Below are 22,965 nucleotides of genomic sequence, written 5' to 3' on the forward strand. Positions count from 1 at the left end.
GTTTTCTTTTTTTGGGAGGGATAAAAGGTGGCGAAGATCACTTGTTCGATCAAGTTTTTGCCGCTTGTAGCAAGCGACACTGCAACGGTTTATGCCCTTGTGGACGAAGCGATAAACATCATCAAAAACTCTGGATTGAAGTATTTGGTTGGACCAAGTGAAACCACGGTGGAAGGAGAGTTTGAGGAAATCGTCGAGTTGATTAAAAAGATTGGACTTGAGATGCAGGATGATTGTGAAAGGTTTGTTCTTCAAGCCTCCTTCGATATGAAGAGAGAAGGTGTAACTATCGATGAAAAAATCAGGAATTATCGTTGAAATAATTTTTGCCATAGCTTTAGTTTTACTTTGGCAGTATGCGCCTGTTCCAAGTTACATTCTCCCAAAGCCAACAAGGATATTGAGCGAACTTTTAGCGCAAAGAAGCGTTATTTTGAACCACCTCAAGATAACACTTTACGAAGCTGTTAGCGGGCTTTTCATAGCGCTTTGTGTTGGGGTTTTTTCGGCGATTTTGATGTACTTGGTCAAGATCGTAGCTAAAATTTTACTGCCTCTGATTGTCATAACTCAGACTATACCGATTACCGTTATCGCACCGCTTATAGTGATCTGGTTTGGATTTGGAATATCCGCAAAAATTGGAACTGTGGCTTTTCTTTGCTTTTTCCCAATAGCGATCAACACCTACGAAGCTTTAAAAACTGTTGATCCACAAAAACTTGAACTTTTGAAGGCTTATAAAGCAAAATGGTATCAAAGATTGAGGTTTTTGTATATCCCGCATACTTTGCCACACATTTTTTCCGGTTTGAAAATAGCTGTAACTTACGCTTTTACGGCCGCAATTTTGGCTGAATGGATGGGAGCCCAAGCTGGTCTTGGTGTTTATACAATAAGAGCTTTGAACAGTTTTAGGGTTGATCGGGTTTTCGTTGTTGTCACTTTGACGATAATCATCACCCTAGTTTTGTTCTTCATAATCGATAGGATTTCAAGAAAAATAGCCCCATGGGCATACAGAGGTGAAGGAGGTATGAGAGGATGAAAAAATTTTTGGCAATTTCGATGTTGATTTTTTCACTTTTAATTTTTGGTCAGAAGGTGACGGTGATACTAGATTGGTATCCCAACACAAACCACACTGGACTTTATGTTGCACTTGAAAAGGGATATTTCAAAGAGGAAAACTTGGAAGTTTCAATAGTTCAACCTCTTAAACTAAGCACCGAGCAACTAGTTGCAGCCGGAAATGGTGAATTTGGAATAAGTTTTCAAGAGTTTGTCACCTATGCAAGAGCTGAGGGACTTCCAATTGTTTCAATCGCTGCGATAATTCAACACAACACCAGCGGTTTTGCATGGTTAAAAGGTACGATGAGCTCTCCAAAAGATTGGGAAGGAAAAACTTACGGTGGATGGGGAACAGAGCTTGAAGTGGCAATTCTGAAAACCATTGCAAAAAAATATGGTATTGATCCAAACAAGATAAAGATACAAGATGTTGGTCAGCTTGATTTTGTCACTGGCTTGAGACAAAGGGTTTTCGATTTCCAATGGGTCTATTATGGTTGGGAAGTTATAGGTGCGAAAGTTCAAGGAGTGGAAGTTGATTTCGTGTTTTTGAAGGATATTGACGAGGTTTTTGACTACTACACCCCGGTGATAATAACCAGCGAGAAAATCGTTCAAGAATCTCCTGAACTTGTGAGAAAATTTCTGAGGGCTGTTCAAAAAGGTTACCTTTACGCTGTTGAAAATCCTGTTGAATCTGCAAAAATATTGCTGAAATATGCTCCAGAATTGGATGAAAAACTTGTGATAGAATCGCAAAAATTCCTTTCAACCAAGTACATCGAAGATGCTCCCAGGTGGGGTTATCAAGATCCAAAGGTTTGGAGGAGGCTTTATCAGTGGATGAAAGAGAATGGATTGGTTGGAGAACTGGATATAGACAAAGCTTACACGAACGAGTTCTTGCCCTGAAAGTAGAACATTTATCGGTAAGTTACGATGGGTTTTTGGCAGTTGAAAGAGTTGACCTTGAAGTTGAAAAAGGCGAAATTGTTGCAATAGTCGGACCATCTGGATGCGGTAAAACAAGTTTTTTGAAAGCGATATTAGGGCTTGTTCCTTACACTGGAAAGATACAAGTTGAAGAAAAAGATATAGGTTACATGCCACAGACAGATTCTCTTTTCGATTGGTTGAACTGTCTTGATAACGTTGCGCTACCTTTGTTTTTAAAGGGTATACCGAAAAAGGAAGCAAGAAAAATTGCCATGGAATACCTTGAAAAAGTTGGGTTGAAGGAGTGGGCTTTTAAAAACGTTTATCAGCTTTCAGGAGGAATGAGACAAAGATTATCCTTGGCAAGAGCACTTGTGAGTGGTTCAAAACTTTTGCTTGCAGATGAACCATTTATTTCTTTGGATGCGCAAAACAGAAGAAAACTGCAGATTTACTTTTCGCAATTTTTGGAAAAAGAAAAAATCACAACTATTTTTGTGACTCACAGTGTCGAAGAAGCGGTGTTCCTTGCAGACAGAGTGGTTCTATTTTCAAACAGACCAGCAAAGATTGTGCAAATTTTTCACGTTCAGCTTCCAAAACCAAGGGATGTTGACATTTTATCTAATCCAGCTTACCAAAAGTTAGTTGGAATGATATACGAAAAAGTTTTTCAGCAAGGATGATTTTAGCTTGTTGTGAAGAAAAGAGCGGGCTTTGCGCCCGCTCTTTTTGGATTTGTGATCAAATCTTATTTTGTTAGGATCAAATTGCCAACCTTTGACATGTTCTGCCATGTGTTGTCCGTTGGATCACACCATTTCAAGATTCCAACTCTTCTTCCTTGGGCATTTGCGTCGTTCACCTGGAAGTCAAAGCCTATGGTCATGCCAGCTTGTGGTTTTATAACGCTCCATTTTACTGCAGCTTCAACTAGGTAGCCACCTTCGACTATCTTGGTTGCCGTTTTGAATCTTGCGGCACTTGCTCCTGTTCCGAAGGATTGCTGGTTGGTAAAGTTCACTCTGAACTGTCCATCACCATCACGGTACGGTGGTGTCTTGTGGTTGGTTTCACTGATGAATATCTCAATGGAATCCTGTTCCCAAGCGTTGGAGTTGTCTTTGTTCAAAACAGGATCTTTTACAATTGCAAGTACGTACAGATATTCTTCATCCCACAATACTCTAAACTTTGCAGAGGCATTTTGCAACGAACCCATCACGACGACGTCTGTTTCAAGTTCCTCGGCTTTGTTCCAGATATCGTCTATTTCTCCATCTATCACCGGTGTGCCGTACATGGCTTTACCCGTTTTGATACCCTCCAGTTTCAACGTACCGTAAGCGAGTGTGGAGAACTTTTGCTGATTCGTCGTATCAGACCAGCTGTACCATTTTCCATCGTCGATGACGGCTATGTCAAAGCCTATCAATTGGTCGCGGGAGAATTTCACACCAGGCATTGAGATGGCCGCTTCAACAGAATATCTTCTGTAAGCTGGTCCAAGGAATCTTTCTACTTCGACGTTTTCACTTTTTTCAATTTCCCTGTTGTACCAAAAGATCACGTAAGCTGCTTGATCGTGGAGGAAAGGAGCTTTGAAGTTTTTGGGGTCAACGAAGATTGCAACACCATCTTTGTCGGGATTTCGAGTTGCGTCGTACACATCGGCGTAGATGTACAGTTTATCTTCGCCCCATATTACTCGTGCAATCAATTTATCGTTACCATCGACAACTATTTTGATTGGAGGCGATTGCAAGAATGAATCATCCATTGTTCCAGCTATTATCGCTTCACCAGGGACTATAGATCCTTCCTTTGAAGATGCGGGAATCAATTCTGGTTTAACAAGCGCCCAGTAAGCAAGCTTTGCATTGTAATTTTCGTCAAAAAGCAATGGCCAGTTGTTTCTTCTAACAGGATATCCTCTGAGCCAAGAGTAATCGTCTTTCAATCCCCAGAAAGTAACGTTGTTTATGACATCACTGTACTTTTTGTATACTTCAAAGAGCCTGCGATAAAAGTTGGCTTGCTGGATCAAAAGATCGATTGGTGGGATTTCATACTTTGTGGCATTGTCTCTGTAAATGTTGACGTCAAGTTCAGTTATCTCAATCACAATGCCAGGTATAGTGGCATATAACGCAATCGCTTGCTCTATTTGTTCAATGCTTGTTCCGATGTTGATGTGCTGCTGCATACCTATACCATGAATGGGTATTCCTTTTTCTTTCATGTTCTTCACCATGTTGTAAATGACATCTCTTTTCTTTTGATGGTATTCGTTGTAATCGTTGTAGAAGAGCAAGGCATCTGGATCTGCTTCGTGAGCAAATTTGAAGGCAAGCTCTATGTAATCCGGCCCTATAACCTGATACCACAAACTCCTCCTCAAACCATCAGGCTGATTCTCATCCACCGCCTCGTTCACCACATCCCACGCATACACCTTGCCTCTATACCTGCCTACAACTGTGTGTATGTACTCCCGCATCCTCTCTATCATCGCTTCCCTGCTCAATAAATTGCCCTTCTCATCCTTGAAAAACCACTCCGGCGTCTGACTGTGCCAAACAAGTGTATGACCCCTAACAACCATCCCATGTTTCTGCGCAAACTCTATGTACCTGTCTGCAACCGTAAAATCATAGTAAATCTTCCCACTCGCATCCCTTCTCAATATACTCTCTGGTTTCATCTCGTTCTCAGCCGTCATACTGTTAAAGTGCTTCGTAATTAACTCCACATCCATCGAATTGCTGAAAACTCTAACTGGTAGAGCGACACCAATTTTGAAGTGTTCTGCAAACAGTTCTTTCAAAGCAACAGGTCCAAAATCAGGTGGGATTTTGACTTGAGCAGCTTTTTGTCGACCAAGGACTTGGAAGTTATCGATGTAAAAGTTATAGTCCACAGCATTTGGTGAGACTATTAGAATAGCTACTTTTTCATAGTCGTCAGCTTTTAGATTGAAGTATCCAACAGCGGTTGACCAAGTTTTTGGCATGGCGATTTTGTAGCCTATGTACGAATAATTTTCAGCTTTTTTGGTTTTGGTGTAAAGTAAAAATGCGAACGGTTTTGGTTCATCACAGTCGTGGTATACGTTAGCTATGACCATCATGTTGGAATCTACCAAGTCTTTTGCGAATTTCGTCATATCGACAATACAACCGTCATACAGTAAAGCCCTGCCTGAAATTTTCAGCGAGTATTTTCCTTCGCTTGCAACCACATCTGTTCTGGAAAGTTCTGCCCTTCCAAAGGGCGCAAAGCCGTTGAGATTGTCCTCAAATTTTGCTACAAATTCAAATTGAGCAGCTGCCTCTCCAACAGGAGCTGATAGATCGATTATCATCACATCGTCTACATAGAAATCCAATGTGGCATTGTCGGATTCGAAGTAAAAGACAAGTTCTTCCGCTGGTGCTCTAACGGTGTAGACTCCCTCGATTTTCACCCATTTTCCGCTTGGCGCTGTGACAGTTGCAATTCTGTCCCAACCTCTGGATTCACCAGCGTAAACTCTTTGCATGGTTATAATTATTGGTTGATCTGAGCCAGAGTTCTGATAGACCCATCCTTCGAATTTGTATTGGCGAGTGGGTTTCAAAATATCAGTCAAGACAAGTTGGGCACCATGCCATCCGCTGGTTCTACCGGAAATATAGAGCGATTTCGATCCACTGTGGGCAACTGCACTGCTCAGTTCAATTTTCGCAGCACCACGATTTTGCCAGTTGCCAAGATCTTTTTCAAAGTCAAAGATCATCGCACCCGTTAGATCAACGATCAAAACGTCGTCAATGTAGAAATCAAGCGTTGCATTTTCCGATTCAAAGTAGAACAACAGCTCATCAGCTGAAGCTCTCACCGTGTAAGTTCCTTCGATTTTCGTCCACTTACCGCTTGGCGCGACAACTTGCGCAATTCTGTCCCATCCTCTAGATTCACCAGAGTAAGTTCTTTGCATAGTAATTATCATAACTTGATCTGATCCAGAATTTTGATAAACCCATCCCTCAAATTTGTACTGACGAGTTGGCTTTAAAACTGCCGTCAAATCAAGTGAAGCCCCGTGCCAACCTGCCGTTCTACCGGAGACGTACAAGGATTTCGATCCGCCATGTGCGACAGCATCACTTAAGGCTATGCTTGCAGCACCTCGCCCACGCCAATCTCCATAAGTTGTCTCAAAATCGTAATTTGCTACAACGGCAGCAAGAACCACGTTGGAGATGATCAACAGTACTGTAACAAGCTTTAATACCCTTTGCATCTGCTAACCCCCCTCCCTATTTACTTGGAAACTGATTCTATTACACTCCAAAAAGCTGGTTTGGGTTGATAATTTTCGTCAAATAAAAGCGGCCAATCGTTTCTACGACCAAAGAAAAACCTTAGCCACGAATAGTCATCTTTCAAACCCCAGAAGGTAACGTTGGTTATGACGTCAGTGTGTTTCCTATAGATTTCGAACAACTTGCGGTAAAATTCCGCTTGCTCCTTGAGCACCTCCAAGGGTGGCGTTTGATAGATAATAGATGGACTGCGTGATTTGTAAACACTAACATCAAGCTCAGTTATGTGAATTTGTATACCTGAAATGGTCTTGAATTTTTGAATAGCAATATCAATCCAACCTACGTTATCTGCAAGAGTTAAATGTTGCTGCATGCCAATACCATGAATCGGTACACCCTTTTCTCTCATTTCTTTTACCAATTTGAAGATGATGTCTCGCTTTTTGGGGAAAAATTCGTTGTAATCGTTGTAGAAGAGTAAGGCGTCTGGATCTGCTTCGTGAGCAAATTTGAAGGCAAGCTCTATGTAATCCGGCCCTATAACCTGATACCACAAACTCCTCCTCAAACCATCAGGCTGATTCTCATCCACCGCCTCGTTCACCACATCCCACGCATACACCTTGCCTCTATACCTGCCTACAACTGTGTGTATGTACTCCCGCATCCTCTCTATCATCGCTTCCCTGCTCAATAAATTGCCCTTCTCATCCTTGAAAAACCACTCCGGCGTCTGACTGTGCCAAACAAGTGTATGACCCCTAACAACCATCCCATGTTTCTGCGCAAACTCTATGTACCTGTCTGCAACCGTAAAATCATAGTAAATCTTCCCACTCGCATCCCTTCTCAATATACTCTCTGGTTTCATCTCGTTCTCAGCCGTCATACTGTTAAAGTGCTTCGTAATTAACTCCACATCCATCGAATTGCTGAAAACTCTAACTGGTAAAGCTACTCCTATTTTGAAATCCTGCAAAAAAACATCCTTAAGGGATGGTATCTGTGACGACATGGGCTGTGGTCCTCCTTTGATTATCACAGTAAAGACTATAAGCAACAATGTGATGGCGAAAATCAGCTTTTTCATCTAAGCACCCCCACGGGTAAAAGGCAGCAAATTGTCAATCCTATTAAAGAATGATAAAGGATTAATTTTTTCTAGTCAAGAAAGAATTATAACGATTATACACAAAATACCAAAATTATTTGCCTTATTCTTTTAAATACGGCTTTTTTCTCATGATTGCTCGTTTTTTCTTAGTTTTTCGCCAAATATTTTGAATGCAACGGCCTTAAGCTGATTTTTTTCAGCCTCATCTTGTTGATAACTTTGCGGTCAAAAATAAGGCCAAATTATGCTAGTAATTTAAGTTCAAACGATGTAGACTGACCTTGCTTCAGTCAAATTGGTACGAACTATGTGGGTTCCTTTTCCTTCGATTTTGAAATAAAAGATAAAGTCAGACTTTTGGAATGGAGGAACTACAGCGTGTTTTGCTTCAACTAAAGAATCATCAAGGTACAACAAAATTGGTTTCTCAAAAGAAACTATGGAGTTGTTTTCCACATGAATTATTACTTGAACATTTTCATTTTGTCTGTAGGACACTCTTGGAAGCTTTAATTCAACATCAAAGTCTTCTTCAAAAGCAGGTAGATGCCTAAAATTCACATCTTTTGAAAGAGGTTTTATAACAAAACGATAACTGTAAGGTTTTGCAAAAAGTGTGTACTCTTTGTGGGGTTTTGCTCCCCAACTGTCGTCTCCTCCAACTCCAGTTTGTTTGTAGTCTATGTTGACAGTAAGAAAGTCCCTTTCTTCAAGCTCGTTGATGTGTTTCGCATTTTCCAAATCCTCCATGGAGAATGGCCATATGGAAAAATCAATCGTTGGAAATCCACAAACCATGAAACCAAGTTGATTTTCATCAAAGAGTTTGAAGTATCTAACATCACTTCTGTTTCCGGTTTCTTGAGGCCTGACATAATAGTGAACAAGAGAATTTGATTTACCACTGTGAAGAGCAAATAATCCACTGTGTTTTCTGTCCCAGTAAGTTTCATGAGGACCTCTACCGTACCAAACAACGTTTTTCAAATCTTTCAGAACTTTAAACTGAAGGCCAAATCTTGGAAGCTCTGGAAGATTTTCACCAGGAATTATAATATGATCGATCAATATTTCGCCGTTTGGAAAAATTGAAAAGGTTAAATAATCCCATGAGCCAGCAGGAAGTTGGTATTCACTGCAGAGTGTAAAACGATCTTTCTCTTGCCTTGTGATGAGTCTATGAAGCTTTCTTTCGTAAGTGGCTTTTTTCCAAATTGCAAGTCTTTCTGGCATTTTGTTGCCAATATCGTTGTCAATGGGTACTCGCCAGAAGTTAGGAACAACTGGGCTTAAGAGAAGATCCTTTCCAAAGTAATTCAACTGTTGCAAGGTTCCAGTGAATTTCGAGAAAACAACTTGGAAGTTTTCACCATTGACTGTGTAAGAATTGCCGTCTTCCAAAACTTTGAAAGATCCAGTTGATTTGGCATAATAAAAGCTTCCTGATTTGATCTTGAATTGTTCCCATGCAACAACGTGATCTTTCTCAGCCCAAGATGTATTTTTCTTCAAAACAAAGCTTATTTCCAAGAAATACTCTCGATCGTCAAACATTTTATTGATTGGAAGTTTCAAAGTGGCTTTTTCTCCCGCAGGTAAATTTAGCGTGAAAGTTCCTTGCTCAACAATTTCTCCATCAGCTCGAAGAGTCCATTTTCCTTCAAATTGATCGAGGTTGGTGAAACTATAGTTGTTTTCTACTTCATAGATGTTGTTACAGATCTTTCGTATTTTTATGTATTGATAAACTTTCTTTACCTCATAATATTCAGGTTCGACTGTTCGATCAGGCAAAACGATCCCATTGCAACAAAAGTTCCCATCGTTTGGTTCATCTCCAAAGTCCCCGCCGTAAGCCCAGAAAGATCTGCCCTTGGAATCGTACTTTCTTATTCCCTGATCAACCCAGTCCCAAATACAACCACCACAAAGGTTTGGATGGGTTTCTATGACGTCCCAATAATCTTTCAAATTGCCAACGCTGTTTCCCATAGCATGTGCGTATTCGCATATCAAGAGAGGTCGCTTGGGGTTTGAAAGGGAATAGTTGATAATCTTTTCAATAGGAGGATACATGGTTGAAACCACATCTAAATGATAGCCGTTCGCAAATCCGGCTGTACCATGCGAACAATAGTGAATTGGTCTTGTGTTGTCATACGATTTTATCCAAAGTGCCGCCTGCTCAAAATTTTCCCCATCTCCAGCTTCATTTCCAAGGGACCAGAAGATAACCGAAGGATGGTTTTTGTCCCTTTCCACCATTCTTCTTACCCTGTCAAGATGTGCTTGTCTCCATTCTTCTTTCTTTGCCAGTGTAACTTCAGGGGCCCAACCAATACCATGAGATTCGATGTTTGCTTCATCTATAACGTAAAGTCCAAAATAGTCACACAAGTCGTACCAGCGAGTTTGGTTTGGATAATGAGAAGTTCTTACTGTGTTGATGTTGGCTTGCTTCATGAGTTTTATATCCTGAATCATTCTTTCAACTGTGACGGCATGTCCTCTATCCGGATCAAATTCGTGTCTGTTGACACCTTTGATGTAGAAAGTTTTTCCGTTTATCCAAAGCTTTCCATCTTTTATTTCGATTTTTCTAAAACCAAAGTTGACCTTTTTTTCATCTTCACCGAATTTGGCTAAAAGTACATAAAGATTCGGAGTTTCACAAGACCATTTGACTGGTTTTTCAACGTCGAAGGTAAAACTCAAGGTTCTACTTGAACCGGCTTCAAGTTGAACTGTTTCGACGCACAGATTGATTTGTTGATCATTAGGACCTACCAAGGTTAAAACAAGCTTATCGCTGTAAGAAGTCGTCGATAGATTTCTCAGCTCTACATCGACGAAAAGCTTCGCATTTTCGTAGTTTTCGTCGAAATCGGTCTTGAGGAAAATATCCCAGATGTGAGCTTTTGGAAGTGAGTAAAGATAGACATCTCTGTATATTCCGGCAAACCACCACATGTCTTGGTCTTCAAGATAACTTGCATCACACCATTTCAAAACCATCGCAGTGATAACGTTCTTTCCTGCTTTTACAAACTTGGTGATTCTAAATTCAGCAGGAGTGCAACTGTCTTTACTGAAACCGACCTCTTTTCCATTTATCCAAAGCTTCAAAAAGGACCTGACTCCTTCAAAATGAAGAAAGATCTCTTTACTTAGCCATTCATCTGGTATGAAAAATTCTTTCCTGTAAATACCAGTCGGATTGTAATCCTTTGGAGCATACGGCGGATTTACCTTGAAAGGGTAAACAACATTGGTGTAAATTGGTTTATCGTAACCTTGAAATTCCCAATTGGATGGAACTTCTATGTCATTCCAGGTTGAATCGTCGAAATTTTCGTTGTAGAAACCGTCAGGTAACTTGAAGGGATTTTCGGCAAAGTAAAATTTCCATTTTCCGCTCAAAGTTAAGAAATCCTTAGGATACTTCCAAGTAAAGTTTTTGAAATCAAAATAAGGAATGAAAGTTGCATGTGGTTTTTCTGTACCAGCACTTACAAATTGAGGATTCTCCCATTCGTACATTCATTCCCCCTCCTCTTTCGAGAATATATACGGACATTGATTTTTTATCTAATACGTTGCATCAAATTACTCTTCCTCATTGACATGGAGGTGTCAACTTAAGCCGGGGAATACGATAAAATAAACGGGAACCAACTCTTCTCACCGAAAGGAGGTTCCCGTAAAGATGAAAGTTACAACAACAAATATCACCGAGTACCTATACCAAATTATACCAAACCTTTTTCAAAGACAAAGAGTTCCACATGAGGCGAAAGTATGAACTTGCATTAAGGAAGGCAGCAGCCATAATTGGAGTCAGTCATGAAGCCTTGAGGAAATGGTGGACAAGGATGAAAGAAGAGATATTTGCTGAGAAGATAGAAGGCAATGCAGTAGTAGCTATAGACGAGATGAAGGTGAACATAAATGAGGTTAAGAGGAAGAAAGTGATCTATGCGTTGGTCAGCAAAACGCGAGAGAAGGACAAAGCGAGCTTGGTGATGAGACTTAGGGTGAATTTTGTGTCTGGACAAAATACCTCAGTTGAAACATCTGGTTCAGCTCATACATACATCCCTTTACCCTCATTATCCCGTTCCTCCATTTTGTCTCCCTCAGGTTCTTCCTGTGCAAATATACGCTTAACTCCAATAGCTCAACACTCCCAAAATATCCCCCACTTTTAATCCTTACTCGCTCTATCTTGCTGTTTATGCTCTCCACCGCATTCGTCGTGTATATGTATCCCCTCAATTCCTCAGGATATTTCGTATATGCCACGTATTTCTCTTTCTTACCCTCCAAATATCTCACAAAACTCGGATACTCCTCTTTGTACTTCTCAAGCAACTTACCCATCTTCCCTAATGCCTCTTCATAGCTGAGTTTCTTCAATTCGTCCAACCCTTCCTTGAACCCCTTCGCATCCTCTCGCTTCATTTGCCTATCCGCATTCCTCTTCAAATGCTTCACACAAAGCTGGTGATCCGCTAATGGATATACCATCCTTATTATCTCCCCTAAGCCACTTAAATCGTCGCTTACTACTACCATCACCCTCTTCAAGCCACGTCTCACCAAATCCTCAAATACCTTCCCCCATTCCACCCTGCTCTCCTTACCCAAATACGTGTACAAACCGTATATGTCCTTCTTCCCCTCCATGTCTATCCCCAATACTATGTAGCATACCCCATACCTTACTTTCCCTTCTTCCCTTATCTCACTGTGGTAACCATCTATTATTAGCGCAAATGCCTCACTCGGTAGCTCCCTCTCCTTGAACCATCTCAATTCTTCCTTCAACCCTTCCTTTATCCTCTCAAGCTCCTTCTCCGAGTATGGTAAGCCTAACCTCTTCAAAACACTCATTATCTCAGACTCCGAAAACCCACTCGCTATCATCGATTCCAATAACTTAACATACGATTCGTCCAGCCTCTTGTACTTTTCCTTCAATAAATGTGGCCTAAAACCGCCTTTCCTCGTCCTCGGTACTTCAAGTTCCAAAATTCCATACGTGCTGTAAAGATCCCTTTCATACTTCCCGTTCCCTTTGTCCCCTTCCTCAGTCTCAAGATATATCTTTCTCTCTGAAAGCATTATCGCGTTCAAAAGCCTTTCAAACAAATCTGCAAGTGTTTCCCTTTGCTTTTGATCAGAATCATCCGCATATTCCTTAAGCAACATCTCTAAAGACCTTTTCTTGACTTGTTCAAAGTATTCCCTGTCTTCCAGAAATTTGTTCGACATGCCCGACACCTCCTTATTGTACAATAATCTTACCACCAGACACAAAATTATTCGAACTCCCAAGGAAAGCAAGGAGGGGTGAGACGGAACTAATAAAGCCGAGCAAACCGAGGGAAGTATTAGGGATAGACATGACGAAGGTACTGACGGTGGATATGGGATGGGTGAGTTACATAGCGGTAGTGGACTGGTACACGAGGGAAGTATTAGGTTCAGTGGTAGGGGTACGAGGTAGGAGAGAGGAAGGAAGCATTGGACAAGGCAGTAAACAAAGGTTACAAAGCAGGAGTAAAGGGAGGAGTGGTGGTGTTGGTAAGCGACAATGGTAGTCAGCCTACGAGCAGGGGATTCATGGAGGAGTGCGGGGTTTTAGGGATAAAGCAGGTATTTACGAGGTACAACAATCTGAAGGGGAGTGCACTAACGGAGCGGTATTTTAGGACGTACAAGGAGGAGGTGGTATGGGCAGAGGGGGAGATGAGTTATATGGAATTGGTGAAGAAGACGGAGGAGTTTGAAGGATTTTACAACGGGAGTTATCCACACAGCAGTTTGGGATACAAGAGTCCGAGGGAGTATTATGAGAGCTATGAGTTTAGCGAAAGTGCGTAGAAGACTGTCTAAAAATTCGGGGAGCATTACAGTTACAAAACGAAAATTGCTGCAACAAGAAAAACATTACCATTAGCGGGTGAACTTCAAAAACTCGCAATCATACATGGTGGTGGAGATACACACAGGTTAAACTTATCAGAAACGGTGATGATAAAAGACAACCACAAGAAAATCTACGGTTCTATTTCTAAAGCCGTTGAAGAAGTGAAAAAAAAATATTCCGTTCACAAAAAAGATCGAAGTCGAAGCCGAAAGTGAAGAAGAATCTTTTGAAGCCTTAAGAGCAGGAGCAGATATTATAATGCTTGACAAATTTTACACCAGAAAAAGCGAAAGAACTTGCTAAAAAGTTGAAAAAAGAACGAGATGTGATAATTGAAATTTCGGGTGGAATAAATGAAGAAAATATGGTAGAATATCTCTCGGATGATATAGACGTTATCTCAATCGGAAGGCTAACGAGCGAAATAAAATATGTGGATTTCTCTTTAGAAATATTCTAAAAATTGAATATTTTTTAAGCGTCTTCAGGGCAGGGTGGAATTCCCGACCGGCGGTGATGGACAAGTTCTTGTCCTAAGCCCGCGAGCCCTTCGAAAGAAGGGTTGATCTGGTGAAAATCCAGAGCCGACGGTTAAAGTCCGGATGGGAGAAGACGGAAAATTGTAGATAATTTCTACCTCCCTGAAGACTTTTTCAGGTAGGTATTTTTTTACAAAGGCTTTTTCTATGAACGAATTTAAGTATATGTCCTTAGCTTTGAAACTTGCAAAGAAAGGTAAATACACAACTTCACCAAACCCGATGGTTGGAGCTGTGATAGTAAAGGACGGAAAAATCTTAGCAACAGGGTATCACAAAAAAGCTGGACAACCTCACGCAGAAATCAACGCACTTTCAAAACTAAACTTTCAAGCACAAAACTGCGAGATGTACGTAACTTTAGAACCTTGCTCTCACTATGGCAGAACCCCACCTTGTGCCGATGCGATTATACGTTCTGGGATAAGAAAGGTCGTTATCGCAACTTTAGATCCTAATCCTTTGGTTAACGGGAAGGGTGTCGAAAAACTCAAAAACGCAGGAATAGAAGTGGTCTGTGGGGTTTTGGAAGAAAAAGCAAAGAAACTCAACGAAAAGTTTTTTAAATACATAACTACAAAAATTCCGTTCGTTGCTCTTAAAATCGCACAGACGCTTGATGGAAAAATCGCACTCAAAAATGGTGAGTCTAAGTGGATAACTTCAGAAAAATCTCGAGAATACGTCCACAAACTTAGAATGGAATACGATGCCGTTCTCACTGGTATTGGAACTATTCTCAAAGACGACCCACAATTGAACGTTCGACTTAAGAAAGTGTACAAACAGCCTCTCAGAATTATCCTTGACTCAAAACTCAAAATTCCACTTTCAGCAAAAGTTTTAGAAGATCCAAGTAAAGTTATCATTTTAACAACGGCTTTAGCTGACAAAGAAAAGTTAGAAGAACTTCGCTCAAAAGGTGTAGAAGTAATCATTACCAATGAAAAGAATGGAATAGTCGATTTAGAATCTGCTCTCAAAATCTTAGGTGAAAAAAAGATAACGAGCGTTATGGTCGAAGCTGGACCGACTTTGCTCACTTCTTTTCTTAAAGAATCGCTCTTTGACAAAATTTACCTGTTTATCGCTCCAAAAATTTTTGGTGCTGATTCAAAAAGTGTTTTTTCTGAACTTGGGCTGGAAGATATTTCTAAGTCACAGAAATTTAGTCTTGAGTCAGTGAAAAAAATAGGGGAAGATTTATTACTTGAACTCTATCCAAAACAACTTAAAAAATTGGAGGAATAGAAATGTTTACAGGAATAATAGAAGAAGTTGGAAAGATAGTAAGCTTAACAAGAAGCGGTGAAAACTGGAAAATAGTTATTAAATGCTCAACAGTTTTGGAAGAAACAAGAATAGGTCAAAGCATTGCGGTAAATGGAGTATGTCTCACCGTAACTGAGATAGGAAGAGACTTTTTTATTGCTGATATAATGCCTAAAACTTTTGAAAATACAACTTTTAAATTTTTGAAAATAGGAGATTTTGTGAATTTAGAACGAAGTCTAAAAGCAGACGGAAGGTTTGATGGTCACATAGTTCAGGGACATATCGACTGTATCGGAAAAATTGTAAATATTGAAAAATCTTTCGGGTACTTGGTAGAAATTTCCGTTGAAAACGCTTGTATGAGATACATTGTCCCCAAAGGTTCAATAGCTGTTGATGGAATAAGCCTAACAATTCAGGAAACGAAAAGTTCTTCTTTCGTTGTTGCGATAATTCCTCACACTTTTGAGGTGACAAATCTTAAGTACAAAAGAGTTGGTGATTTTGTGAATGTGGAGACAGACATAATCGGTAGGTACGTTGAAAACTTTTTGAAAGAAAAGAAAGATATTTACACACTTTTAATTGAAAACGGCTTTGTGAAGGGGGAATTTTAAAATGTTTTCAAATTTTGAAGATGTCATTCAAGCGTTCAAAAACGGTGAGATAGTGATCATCGTTGACGATGAAGACAGAGAAAACGAAGGAGATTTTGTTGTCGCTTCAGAAAAAGTCACACCCGAACACATAAACTTTATGACGAAATACGGAAGAGGATTAGTTTGCGTTGCGATAACTAAAGACACAGCCGAAAAACTTAAATTAGATTTGATGGTTCCAAAGAGTGAAGATTCTTTCGAAACTGCTTTTACTGTTTCGGTCGATCATATATCAACAAAGACAGGCATTTCAGCTTTTGAAAGAGCACAGACGATAAAGGCTATAATCGATCCAAAAAGTACCCATAAAGATTTCAAAAGACCTGGGCACGTTTTTCCTTTGATTGCAAAAGAGGGTGGAGTTCTTAGAAGAGCAGGTCACACAGAAGCAGGTGTTGACCTTGCTAAGATCGCAGGGCTCTTTCCATCGGCTGTGATATGCGAAATAATGAACGAAGATGGAACTATGGCAAGGTTACCACAACTTTTGGAGATTGCCAAAAAATTCAATTTGAAAATCACATCGGTAGCTCAGATTATAGAATATAGAAGAAAAACTGAAAGTTTGATCAAAAAAGTTGCAGAGGCTTATCTCCCAACAGATTACGGAGAGTTCCAAATTATCGCTTACGAAGATATCATAACAAAAGATACACATTTAGCTTTAGTAAAAGGTAATTTAAAATCAGACAAAATCCCGCTTGTCAGAGTCCATTCTGAATGTTTAACAGGTGATGTTTTTGGTTCAAGACGTTGTGATTGTGGACCACAACTTCACAAAGCTTTGGAGATGATAGACGAGTATGGTACTGGAGTTCTTCTCTATATGAGACAAGAAGGACGCGGTATAGGCCTTGTTAACAAACTTAAAGCTTACAAATTACAAGAGGAAGGCTACGATACAGTTGAAGCCAACGTGAAACTTGGATTTCCACCAGACTTAAGAGATTATGGTATCGGAGCACAGATATTGAAAGATTTGGGAATTTCCAAAATAAAACTTTTGACTAACAATCCCAAAAAGATAGCCGGACTTTCGGGCTACGGAATAGAAATTGTAGAAAGAGTCCCTATCGCTCTGCCACCAAATAGGCATAACGAGTTTTATCTAAAAACAAAAAAAATCAAAACTTGGTCATTTACTTGAAGATTTAGGTTAAAATGATAACTTGACAACTTTCTAAAAGGAGGAAAGAACTTTATGAAAATCTACGAAGGAAAACTCAACGGAGAAGGACTGAAGTTTGGTATTATCGTTTCGCGTTTCAACTCTTTTATCACAGAAAGACTACTTGAAGGTGCTTTAGATTGTCTAAAAAGACACGGAACTAAAGAAGAAGATATCGAAGTTTATTACGTACCAGGTAGTTTCGAGATACCTTTAACAGCGAAACTTCTTGCAAAAAAGAAAAAATACGATGCGATAATCTGTTTAGGTGCGGTTATTCGAGGAGCAACACCACATTTTGATTATGTGGCAAATGAAGTATCAAAAGGAATAGCAACCGTATCACTTGAAAGTGAAACCCCAGTAATCTTTGGAGTTCTGACAACCGATACGATAGAACAAGCAATTGAACGGGCGGGAACGAAAGCGGGAAATAAGGGCTGGGAAGCTGGATTAACCGCTATCGAAATGGCTAACCTAAAGAAAATGGTATAAAAAAGCGGGACATAAAGTCCCGCTGGTTTTTAGTTATTTACTTTTACTTTTGTTATGAAACTTCCCACTCTCACGTAACTGTCGTAGGAATCTTTCTTATTGTATTCAACTATCATTACCGTTCCTACCAGTATAAACTCCCTTTCTCCAGTCTCTATTATGTCGAAACACGTCTCTGTTCTTTCTTTTTCATTTTCATCAAACCACGCTCCAGCTACTCTCTCTCCTTGTTCATTATAAATCACTATGTATGTCGGATTGTCATAATAACTTCCGTAGTATCTTGTTTGTTGTTGACCACTTGTGATTATTATGTAATGCTCCCCGAATTTTTAGACAGTCTTCTACGCACTTTCGCTAAACTCATAACTCTCATAATACGGGAGTTCGGATAATTTTGTGTCTGGTGGTAAGATTATTGTACAATAAGGAGGTGTCGGGCATGTCGAACAAATTTCTGGAAGACAGGGAATACTTTGAACAAGTCAAGAAAAGGTCTTTAGAGATGTTGCTTAAGGAATATGCGGATGATTCTGATCAAAAGCAAAGGGAAACACTTGCAGATTTGTTTGAAAGGCTTTTGAACACGATAATGCTTTCAGAGAGAAAGATATATCTTGAGACTGAGGAAGGGGACAAAGGGAACGGGAAGTATGAAAGGGATCTTTACAGCACGTATGGAATTTTGGAACTTGAAGTACCGAGGACGAGGAAAGGCGGTTTTAGGCCACATTTATTGAAGGAAAAGTACAAGAGGCTGGACGAATCGTATGTTAAGTTATTGGAATCGATGATAGCGAGTGGGTTTTCGGAGTCTGAGATAATGAGTGTTTTGAAGAGGTTAGGGTTACCATACTCGGAGAAGGAGCTTGAGAGGATAAAGGAAGGGTTGAAGGAAGAATTGAGATGGTTCAAGGAGAGGGAGCTACCGAGTGAGGCATTTGCGCTAATAATAGATGGTTACCACAGTGAGATAAGGGAAGAAGGGAAAGTAAGGTATGGGGTATGCTACATAGTATTGGGGATAGACATGGAGGGGAAGAAGGACATATACGGTTTGTACACGTATTTGGGTAAGGAGAGCAGGGTGGAATGGGGGAAGGTATTTGAGGATTTGGTGAGACGTGGCTTGAAGAGGGTGATGGTAGTAGTAAGCGACGATTTAAGTGGCTTAGGGGAGATAATAAGGATGGTATATCCATTAGCGGATCACCAGCTTTGTGTGAAGCATTTGAAGAGGAATGCGGATAGGCAAATGAAGCGAGAGGATGCGAAGGGGTTCAAGGAAGGGTTGGACGAATTGAAGAAACTCAGCTATGAAGAGGCATTAGGGAAGATGGGGAAGCTGCTTGAGAAGTACAAAGAGGAGTATCCGAGTTTTGTGAGATATTTGGAGGGTAAGAAAGAGAAATACGTGGCATATACGAAATATCCTGAGGAATTGAGGGGATACATATACACGACGAATGCGGTGGAGAGCATAAACAGCAAGATAGAGCGAGTAAGGATTAAAAGTGGGGGATATTTTGGGAGTGTTGAGCTATTGGAGTTAAGCGTATATTTGCACAGGAAGAACCTGAGGGAGACAAAATGGAGGAACGGGATAATGAGGGTAAAGGGATGTATGTATGAGCTGAACCAGATGTTTCAACTGAGGTATTTTGTCCAGACACAAAATTCACCCTAAGTCTCTGCTTTGCCTTTCTCTCGTGTCTTACTGACCAACGCATAGATCACTTTCTTCCTCTTAACCTCATTTATGTTCACCTTCATCTCGTCTATAGCTACTACTGCATTGCCTTCTATCTTCTCAGCATTCATCCTCGTCCACCATTTCCTCAAGGCTTCATGACTGACTCCAATTATGGCTGCTGCCTTCCTTAATGCAAGTTCATACTTTCGCCTCATGTGGAACTCTTTGTCTTTGAAAAAGGTTTGGTATAATTTGGTATAGGTACTCGGTGATATTTGTTGTTGTAACTTTCATCTTTACGGGAACCTCCTTTCGGTGAGAAGAGTTGGTTCCCGTTTATTTTATCTTTCCCGGCTTAAGTTGACACCTCCTAATTCAAATATTATAATATCTCAAGGAGGAAAAGCTTATGGGAGATCTTGGAAATCAACTTTTGTACGTTTTGGATCTTTGGTACATACTCGTACCAATAGCTTTCTTTTTGGTTTTTGCAGCAAAATATGTGGAAAGGGTTGCTATTAGCTTTTTTGGCTTTATTCTTGGGGGATATGTTTTATTGCCGATACTCATCGAAAGATTTGATAAGATTAAAAACTGGGTTTCTAATAATTACTTAATAGCTTTGATAATCGCAGGGTTGATCGGTGCCATTGTTTTGTATTTGCTTTACAAAATATTCGTGTTTTTAGTTGGCTTTTTTGTTTTTGGAGCAGTAACTTACTTTGTGGTGGATATGATCTTTAAAAACTTTGAATTGACATCGAAGTTAAATTCGTTTATCCAAGAGAATTGGTTTGCCATACTGCTTGGATTTTCCGCAGTAATAGGTGTCATTGGGGGATTGCTTGCCATAAGAAAAAGTTCTACGATAGTTGCGGTGATTGGTGCAATCTGTGGATCTTTCATCCTTGCCGTTGAAGCTGTTGGTTGGATTTATTATTTGTACACAAGGGACATGCAAGAAACAATCAATGCCTTCTCAGAAACAGCGGTTTTGGTTGTTGTAGCGATTTTGACAGTAGTTATACTATTTTTATCGCTTGTTTTGATGAAGAAAGCTGAAAAAGAAAAGCAAAAACAAGCGTGAATTATTTTGCCAGCAATACTCTGAACACACCAGTTTCGCTTAGCTTTTTCGCAAGTACTTCATCTTTTGTCACGTGAACTTTGAAAATATCAACCTCACTTGGCATCGATTCCACAAAAACAGCATTTGGGTCGTGCTTTAAAACGTATTGAGCTTCCTCTTCTGAAACCTCGATTAACTTTACTTCTCCAACGAAATCGTCTTTCTTTCTCGAGTAACTTTGAAAATCCTCTTTGATTTCTTGGTAGACGTATCTCAAAACCTGTGCGAAGGTAGCTGCAGGTGCATATCCAGGAAGAGAAACAATTGGTTTTGCATTTTGATCCAAAAACCAAGTGGTTGGAACTCCTCTTACCGAAAAATAGGAAAATAGCTCTGAATAGCTCATTTGTCTGCCAAAGACAGTTGTTTTCCTCGAAGAATCGTACATGACTTCGACGAATACAAAGTTTGCCTTTATCAATTGTTCAACGGTTTTATCCTTCAAAGTTTCGTTTTTCAGCTTAACACAGTATGGACAAGTGGCTGTCGTAAAAACTATGGCAAGTTTTTTCTGTTCAATTCTTGCAAGATTTGCTGCAACATCGACGTCGTCAAACAATATGGTTTTTGAAAACGTAATCACTGAAAGTACAACGAAAATCACACCAAAAACTTTTTTCATACTTTAACCTCCTTTAAAGATAAATCCCAAAGAGTATCAAAAGACCAACTGTTGACAGGAGCAAAAAAGCGGCGATTTTCACGATCTTTTCCCATAGTGGTTTTCCGAAGGTAACTTTGGAAAACCATCTTGAAACCAATCCACCAACGGTTAGAAACGGGATAGAAATTCCCATCGAGTAAACAAACAGAAGCCACGCTCCTTTTAAAGCAGTTCCTTTTGTTGAAGCGAGGATCAAAATTGAAGCCAAAATGGGACTTGTACACGGTATCCAAATTAGACCGATTCCAACTCCAACGATTAAACCACTTAGAAAACCACCGGATTTGAATTTGTAAAGATTGAAAACTTTTACCTTGAAAAGCTGTAGTTGCAAAAGAAAAACTATTCCCATGGCAAGTATCAAAGAACCTGCTATGTATCTAGTGATTGTTCTATCAAAAAGCATTCCAAAAGATCCACCAATTGCCCCAAGAACCGAAAATGTTCCAGACAGACCCATAAAGAAACCAAGAATTCTAAAAAAACTCTTTGTACCTTTCTCAGATAAAACAAGGGCAACAAAAGAAGGAACAAGAGGTATAACACATGGGCTAAAAAAAGCCAAAAGACCGTGGGCTAATGCTGTGAAGAAATCAACGTTCACAAAGGCTAATTCCATTTTTATCACCTCAAAATTTAGACTATTTCAGTCTAAATTATACCACTTTAGGAAAAGTTTGCAACTCTGAGAGTTAGGAAAAACAAGAAACTGTTTGGGACTGTCTAAGAATTGGATCCTGTGGTAGAATATCGACAGAAATCACACTTTGTGGAGGTGGTATAGGTGAAGAAGGTCTTTTTAGCAGTAGTTCTACTTGTTGTTGCAGCTGTTTTGTACGCACAGGCTTTTAGTGATGTACCTGTTAACCACTGGGCATATGAAGCGGTTACACAACTTGCAAAACTCGGTATCATTTCAGGTATGCCGGATGGCACTTTTCAGGGTAACAACCCCATGACGAGGTATCAGGTTGCGGTGGCTTTGAAAAAACTTCTTGATTATTTAGCCACTCAAATTGAAAAGAGTGCAGCAGCTGGAGACGTTCAAGGGATACTCAGAAGATTGTCAACGGTGGAGGATCTTGTTAGCACCGCTATTAATAGAACTCAAAGACAAAGCGAACAGATAGCTGCGACAGATCAAGTACTTCAAACCGTTCTAGCAGAAATTGCCAACTTGAAGACCACGGTGGTTGAAATTGGACAGTTGAAGAAAGATGTTCCGACAATGATAGCTGCTTCAGAAAATAAAGTAATGACTCTTTACAATCAACTTTCCACAAACTTCAACCAGCTTTCCGCAAAAGTTGCAGCGGTTGAAAAATCCGTAGCCGATTTGCAAGCACAAGTTTCGGCTCAAGTTTTGTCTCAACTTCAAGCATCCATCAACAACGTGAACAAGAACGTCGATGAAGTCAAAGCAAGCGTATCGGCTTTGACAAAGAGGGTTGAAACCCTTGAAGCCAATTTGCAAGCACTTACGGTCTTGAGGACAAGCGTTTCAAACCTCGAAACAAGGGTGGCTTCACTTGAGGCAAAATTAGCAACAGATGTTGACACTTTGAGAAAAGCACTTGATACATCCACAAAACAGCTTGATGCAAGACTTTCAGTTTTGGAAGGACAAGTTGCCTCTTTGGCCACAGATGTTGAAAAGCTGAAAAGAGATGTTGCAGCGGCAACCGATGCGACAAGGAAAATCACAAGACTTGAAGAAAACGTTGGAACTATATCTGGACAAATTGTCAACATAAACCAAAGAGTTTCAAATGTTGAATCCGAAGTCGCAGCAGTTAAGAAAACCGTGGATGCAAAACCATGGAAGACCGATGTTGAAGCAGCAACAGTTGATCTTTCCAAAAAGATCAACGATACCTACAACATGGCTTTAATAGGTGTAATAGCTGGTGCAGCAGGTGTTGTGCTTGGTCTTCTTGGTTTGCTGATGGGTGCTGGCGGAAGTCAATAAGAATTACT

The 22,965-nt window shown here is 40.1% G+C and carries 21 protein-coding genes, 1 pseudogene and 1 riboswitch; of the genes and pseudogenes, 15 read left to right on the plus strand and 7 right to left on the minus strand.

Going from position 1 to position 22,965, the window contains the following annotated elements; all coding sequences use genetic code 11:
- The first annotated feature begins 27 nt into the window (after positions 1–27).
- From THETH_RS08220 to THETH_RS08235, 4 genes are read left to right on the plus strand one after another with little or no spacing between them, the layout of a single operon-like run.
- The gene (locus THETH_RS08220) at positions 28–318 is read left to right on the plus strand and encodes a thiamine-binding protein (protein WP_013932893.1); all 291 of its coding nucleotides are present in this window, start codon (positions 28–30) and stop codon (positions 316–318) included.
- A complete protein-coding gene (locus tag THETH_RS08225; protein ID WP_013932894.1) occupies positions 293–1,048 on the plus strand; it encodes an ABC transporter permease in 756 nt (251 codons plus the stop codon). The genes THETH_RS08220 and THETH_RS08225 overlap by 26 nt, the downstream gene beginning before the upstream one ends.
- Entirely contained in the window at positions 1,045–1,986 is a 942-nt protein-coding gene (locus THETH_RS08230) for an ABC transporter substrate-binding protein (RefSeq protein ID WP_013932895.1), read from the plus strand. The genes THETH_RS08225 and THETH_RS08230 overlap by 4 nt, the downstream gene beginning before the upstream one ends.
- Positions 1,914–2,696 carry an ABC transporter ATP-binding protein gene (locus tag THETH_RS08235; RefSeq protein ID WP_157723342.1) on the plus strand — a complete coding sequence of 261 codons (783 nt, stop codon included), beginning with the start codon at positions 1,914–1,916 and terminating at the stop codon, positions 2,694–2,696. The genes THETH_RS08230 and THETH_RS08235 overlap by 73 nt, the downstream gene beginning before the upstream one ends.
- A 65-nt stretch (positions 2,697–2,761) precedes the next feature.
- On the opposite strand, the gene THETH_RS08240 is transcribed toward THETH_RS08235, so the two are convergent.
- From THETH_RS08240 to THETH_RS08255, 4 genes are all read right to left on the minus strand, one after another.
- Positions 2,762–6,295: an endo-1,4-beta-xylanase gene (locus THETH_RS08240; RefSeq protein ID WP_013932897.1), complete on the minus strand. Its 3,534-nt coding sequence runs from the start codon at positions 6,293–6,295 to the stop codon at positions 2,762–2,764.
- Between the two features lie 20 nt (positions 6,296–6,315).
- Entirely contained in the window at positions 6,316–7,410 is a 1,095-nt protein-coding gene (locus THETH_RS08245; protein WP_013932898.1) for an endo-1,4-beta-xylanase, read from the minus strand.
- A gap of 285 nt (positions 7,411–7,695) precedes the next feature.
- A complete protein-coding gene (gene lacZ / locus THETH_RS08250) occupies positions 7,696–10,974 on the minus strand; it encodes a beta-galactosidase LacZ (protein ID WP_013932899.1) in 3,279 nt (1,092 codons plus the stop codon).
- Between the two features lie 489 nt (positions 10,975–11,463).
- Positions 11,464–12,693, minus strand: a complete 1,230-nt coding sequence (locus tag THETH_RS08255) for an IS256 family transposase (protein ID WP_041446691.1) — start codon at positions 12,691–12,693, stop codon at positions 11,464–11,466.
- A gap of 77 nt (positions 12,694–12,770) precedes the next feature.
- Here THETH_RS08255 and THETH_RS10960 point away from each other — a divergent pair.
- From THETH_RS10960 to THETH_RS08295, 9 genes and pseudogenes are all read left to right on the plus strand, one after another.
- A pseudogene (locus THETH_RS10960) lies at positions 12,771–13,320 on the plus strand (transposase); the annotation flags it as partial.
- Between the two features lie 45 nt (positions 13,321–13,365).
- Entirely contained in the window at positions 13,366–13,581 is a 216-nt protein-coding gene (locus tag THETH_RS11020) for a hypothetical protein (protein ID WP_281012975.1), read from the plus strand.
- The gene (locus tag THETH_RS11025; protein WP_281012977.1) at positions 13,559–13,669 is read left to right on the plus strand and encodes a hypothetical protein; all 111 of its coding nucleotides are present in this window, start codon (positions 13,559–13,561) and stop codon (positions 13,667–13,669) included. The genes THETH_RS11020 and THETH_RS11025 overlap by 23 nt, the downstream gene beginning before the upstream one ends.
- Complete coding sequence (locus THETH_RS11030; RefSeq protein ID WP_013932901.1) at positions 13,629–13,826, plus strand: Quinolinate phosphoribosyl transferase; 198 nt, start codon at positions 13,629–13,631, stop codon at positions 13,824–13,826. The genes THETH_RS11025 and THETH_RS11030 overlap by 41 nt, the downstream gene beginning before the upstream one ends.
- Before the next feature lie 16 nt (positions 13,827–13,842).
- A riboswitch (FMN riboswitch) is annotated at positions 13,843–13,984 on the plus strand.
- 68 nt (positions 13,985–14,052) lie between these two features.
- A complete protein-coding gene (gene ribD, locus THETH_RS08270) occupies positions 14,053–15,156 on the plus strand; it encodes a bifunctional diaminohydroxyphosphoribosylaminopyrimidine deaminase/5-amino-6-(5-phosphoribosylamino)uracil reductase RibD (RefSeq protein WP_013932902.1) in 1,104 nt (367 codons plus the stop codon).
- 2 nt (positions 15,157–15,158) lie between these two features.
- Positions 15,159–15,797, plus strand: coding sequence for a riboflavin synthase (locus THETH_RS08275; protein WP_013932903.1), 639 nt, complete (start codon positions 15,159–15,161; stop codon positions 15,795–15,797).
- Between the two features lies 1 nt (position 15,798).
- Positions 15,799–16,986: a bifunctional 3,4-dihydroxy-2-butanone-4-phosphate synthase/GTP cyclohydrolase II gene (locus THETH_RS08280; protein ID WP_013932904.1), complete on the plus strand. Its 1,188-nt coding sequence runs from the start codon at positions 15,799–15,801 to the stop codon at positions 16,984–16,986.
- Between the two features lie 54 nt (positions 16,987–17,040).
- Complete coding sequence (ribH, locus tag THETH_RS08285; protein WP_013932905.1) at positions 17,041–17,502, plus strand: 6,7-dimethyl-8-ribityllumazine synthase; 462 nt, start codon at positions 17,041–17,043, stop codon at positions 17,500–17,502.
- A gap of 457 nt (positions 17,503–17,959) precedes the next feature.
- Complete coding sequence (locus THETH_RS08295) at positions 17,960–19,189, plus strand: IS256 family transposase (protein ID WP_041446485.1); 1,230 nt, start codon at positions 17,960–17,962, stop codon at positions 19,187–19,189.
- Here the strand turns inward: THETH_RS08295 and THETH_RS08300 are convergent.
- The gene (locus THETH_RS08300; RefSeq protein WP_013932907.1) at positions 19,186–19,410 is read right to left on the minus strand and encodes a hypothetical protein; all 225 of its coding nucleotides are present in this window, start codon (positions 19,408–19,410) and stop codon (positions 19,186–19,188) included. The genes THETH_RS08295 and THETH_RS08300 overlap by 4 nt on opposite strands.
- 194 nt (positions 19,411–19,604) lie before the next feature.
- Here THETH_RS08300 and THETH_RS08305 point away from each other — a divergent pair, with 194 nt between their 5' ends.
- Positions 19,605–20,282: a hypothetical protein gene (locus THETH_RS08305; RefSeq protein WP_013932908.1), complete on the plus strand. Its 678-nt coding sequence runs from the start codon at positions 19,605–19,607 to the stop codon at positions 20,280–20,282.
- 1 nt (position 20,283) lies between these two features.
- Here the strand turns inward: THETH_RS08305 and THETH_RS08310 are convergent, their stop codons facing one another.
- Positions 20,284–20,946, minus strand: a complete 663-nt coding sequence (locus THETH_RS08310) for a thioredoxin family protein (protein WP_013932909.1) — start codon at positions 20,944–20,946, stop codon at positions 20,284–20,286.
- A 13-nt stretch (positions 20,947–20,959) separates the two neighbouring features.
- A complete protein-coding gene (locus THETH_RS08315; RefSeq protein WP_013932910.1) occupies positions 20,960–21,607 on the minus strand; it encodes a cytochrome c biogenesis CcdA family protein in 648 nt (215 codons plus the stop codon).
- Positions 21,608–21,772: 165 nt separating this feature from the next.
- Here THETH_RS08315 and THETH_RS08320 point away from each other — a divergent pair, with 165 nt between their 5' ends.
- A complete protein-coding gene (locus THETH_RS08320) occupies positions 21,773–22,957 on the plus strand; it encodes an S-layer homology domain-containing protein (protein ID WP_013932911.1) in 1,185 nt (394 codons plus the stop codon).
- Positions 22,958–22,965 lie beyond the last annotated feature (8 nt).

Source organism: Pseudothermotoga thermarum DSM 5069, from assembly GCF_000217815.1.
GTDB lineage: Bacteria > Thermotogota > Thermotogae > Thermotogales > DSM-5069 > Pseudothermotoga > Pseudothermotoga thermarum.

What these genes read in the sequence shown, in the direction of transcription:
- THETH_RS08300 (WP_013932907.1), bottom strand. Translation starts at nt 19,410, where the DNA reads ATGAGGCGAAAGTATGAACTTGCATTAAGGAAGGCAGCAGCCATAATT.
- THETH_RS08310 (WP_013932909.1), bottom strand. Translation starts at nt 20,946, where the DNA reads ATGAAAAAAGTTTTTGGTGTGATTTTCGTTGTACTTTCAGTGATTACG.
- THETH_RS08280 (WP_013932904.1), top strand. Translation starts at nt 15,799, where the DNA reads ATGTTTTCAAATTTTGAAGATGTCATTCAAGCGTTCAAAAACGGTGAG.
- THETH_RS08230 (WP_013932895.1), top strand. Translation starts at nt 1,045, where the DNA reads ATGAAAAAATTTTTGGCAATTTCGATGTTGATTTTTTCACTTTTAATT.
- THETH_RS08315 (WP_013932910.1), bottom strand. Translation starts at nt 21,607, where the DNA reads ATGGAATTAGCCTTTGTGAACGTTGATTTCTTCACAGCATTAGCCCAC.
- lacZ (WP_013932899.1), bottom strand. Translation starts at nt 10,974, where the DNA reads ATGTACGAATGGGAGAATCCTCAATTTGTAAGTGCTGGTACAGAAAAA.
- THETH_RS08275 (WP_013932903.1), top strand. Translation starts at nt 15,159, where the DNA reads ATGTTTACAGGAATAATAGAAGAAGTTGGAAAGATAGTAAGCTTAACA.
- THETH_RS08245 (WP_013932898.1), bottom strand. Translation starts at nt 7,410, where the DNA reads ATGAAAAAGCTGATTTTCGCCATCACATTGTTGCTTATAGTCTTTACT.
- ribH (WP_013932905.1), top strand. Translation starts at nt 17,041, where the DNA reads ATGAAAATCTACGAAGGAAAACTCAACGGAGAAGGACTGAAGTTTGGT.
- THETH_RS08240 (WP_013932897.1), bottom strand. Translation starts at nt 6,295, where the DNA reads ATGCAAAGGGTATTAAAGCTTGTTACAGTACTGTTGATCATCTCCAAC.
- THETH_RS08305 (WP_013932908.1), top strand. Translation starts at nt 19,605, where the DNA reads ATGGGAGATCTTGGAAATCAACTTTTGTACGTTTTGGATCTTTGGTAC.
- THETH_RS08225 (WP_013932894.1), top strand. Translation starts at nt 293, where the DNA reads ATGAAAAAATCAGGAATTATCGTTGAAATAATTTTTGCCATAGCTTTA.
- ribD (WP_013932902.1), top strand. Translation starts at nt 14,053, where the DNA reads ATGAACGAATTTAAGTATATGTCCTTAGCTTTGAAACTTGCAAAGAAA.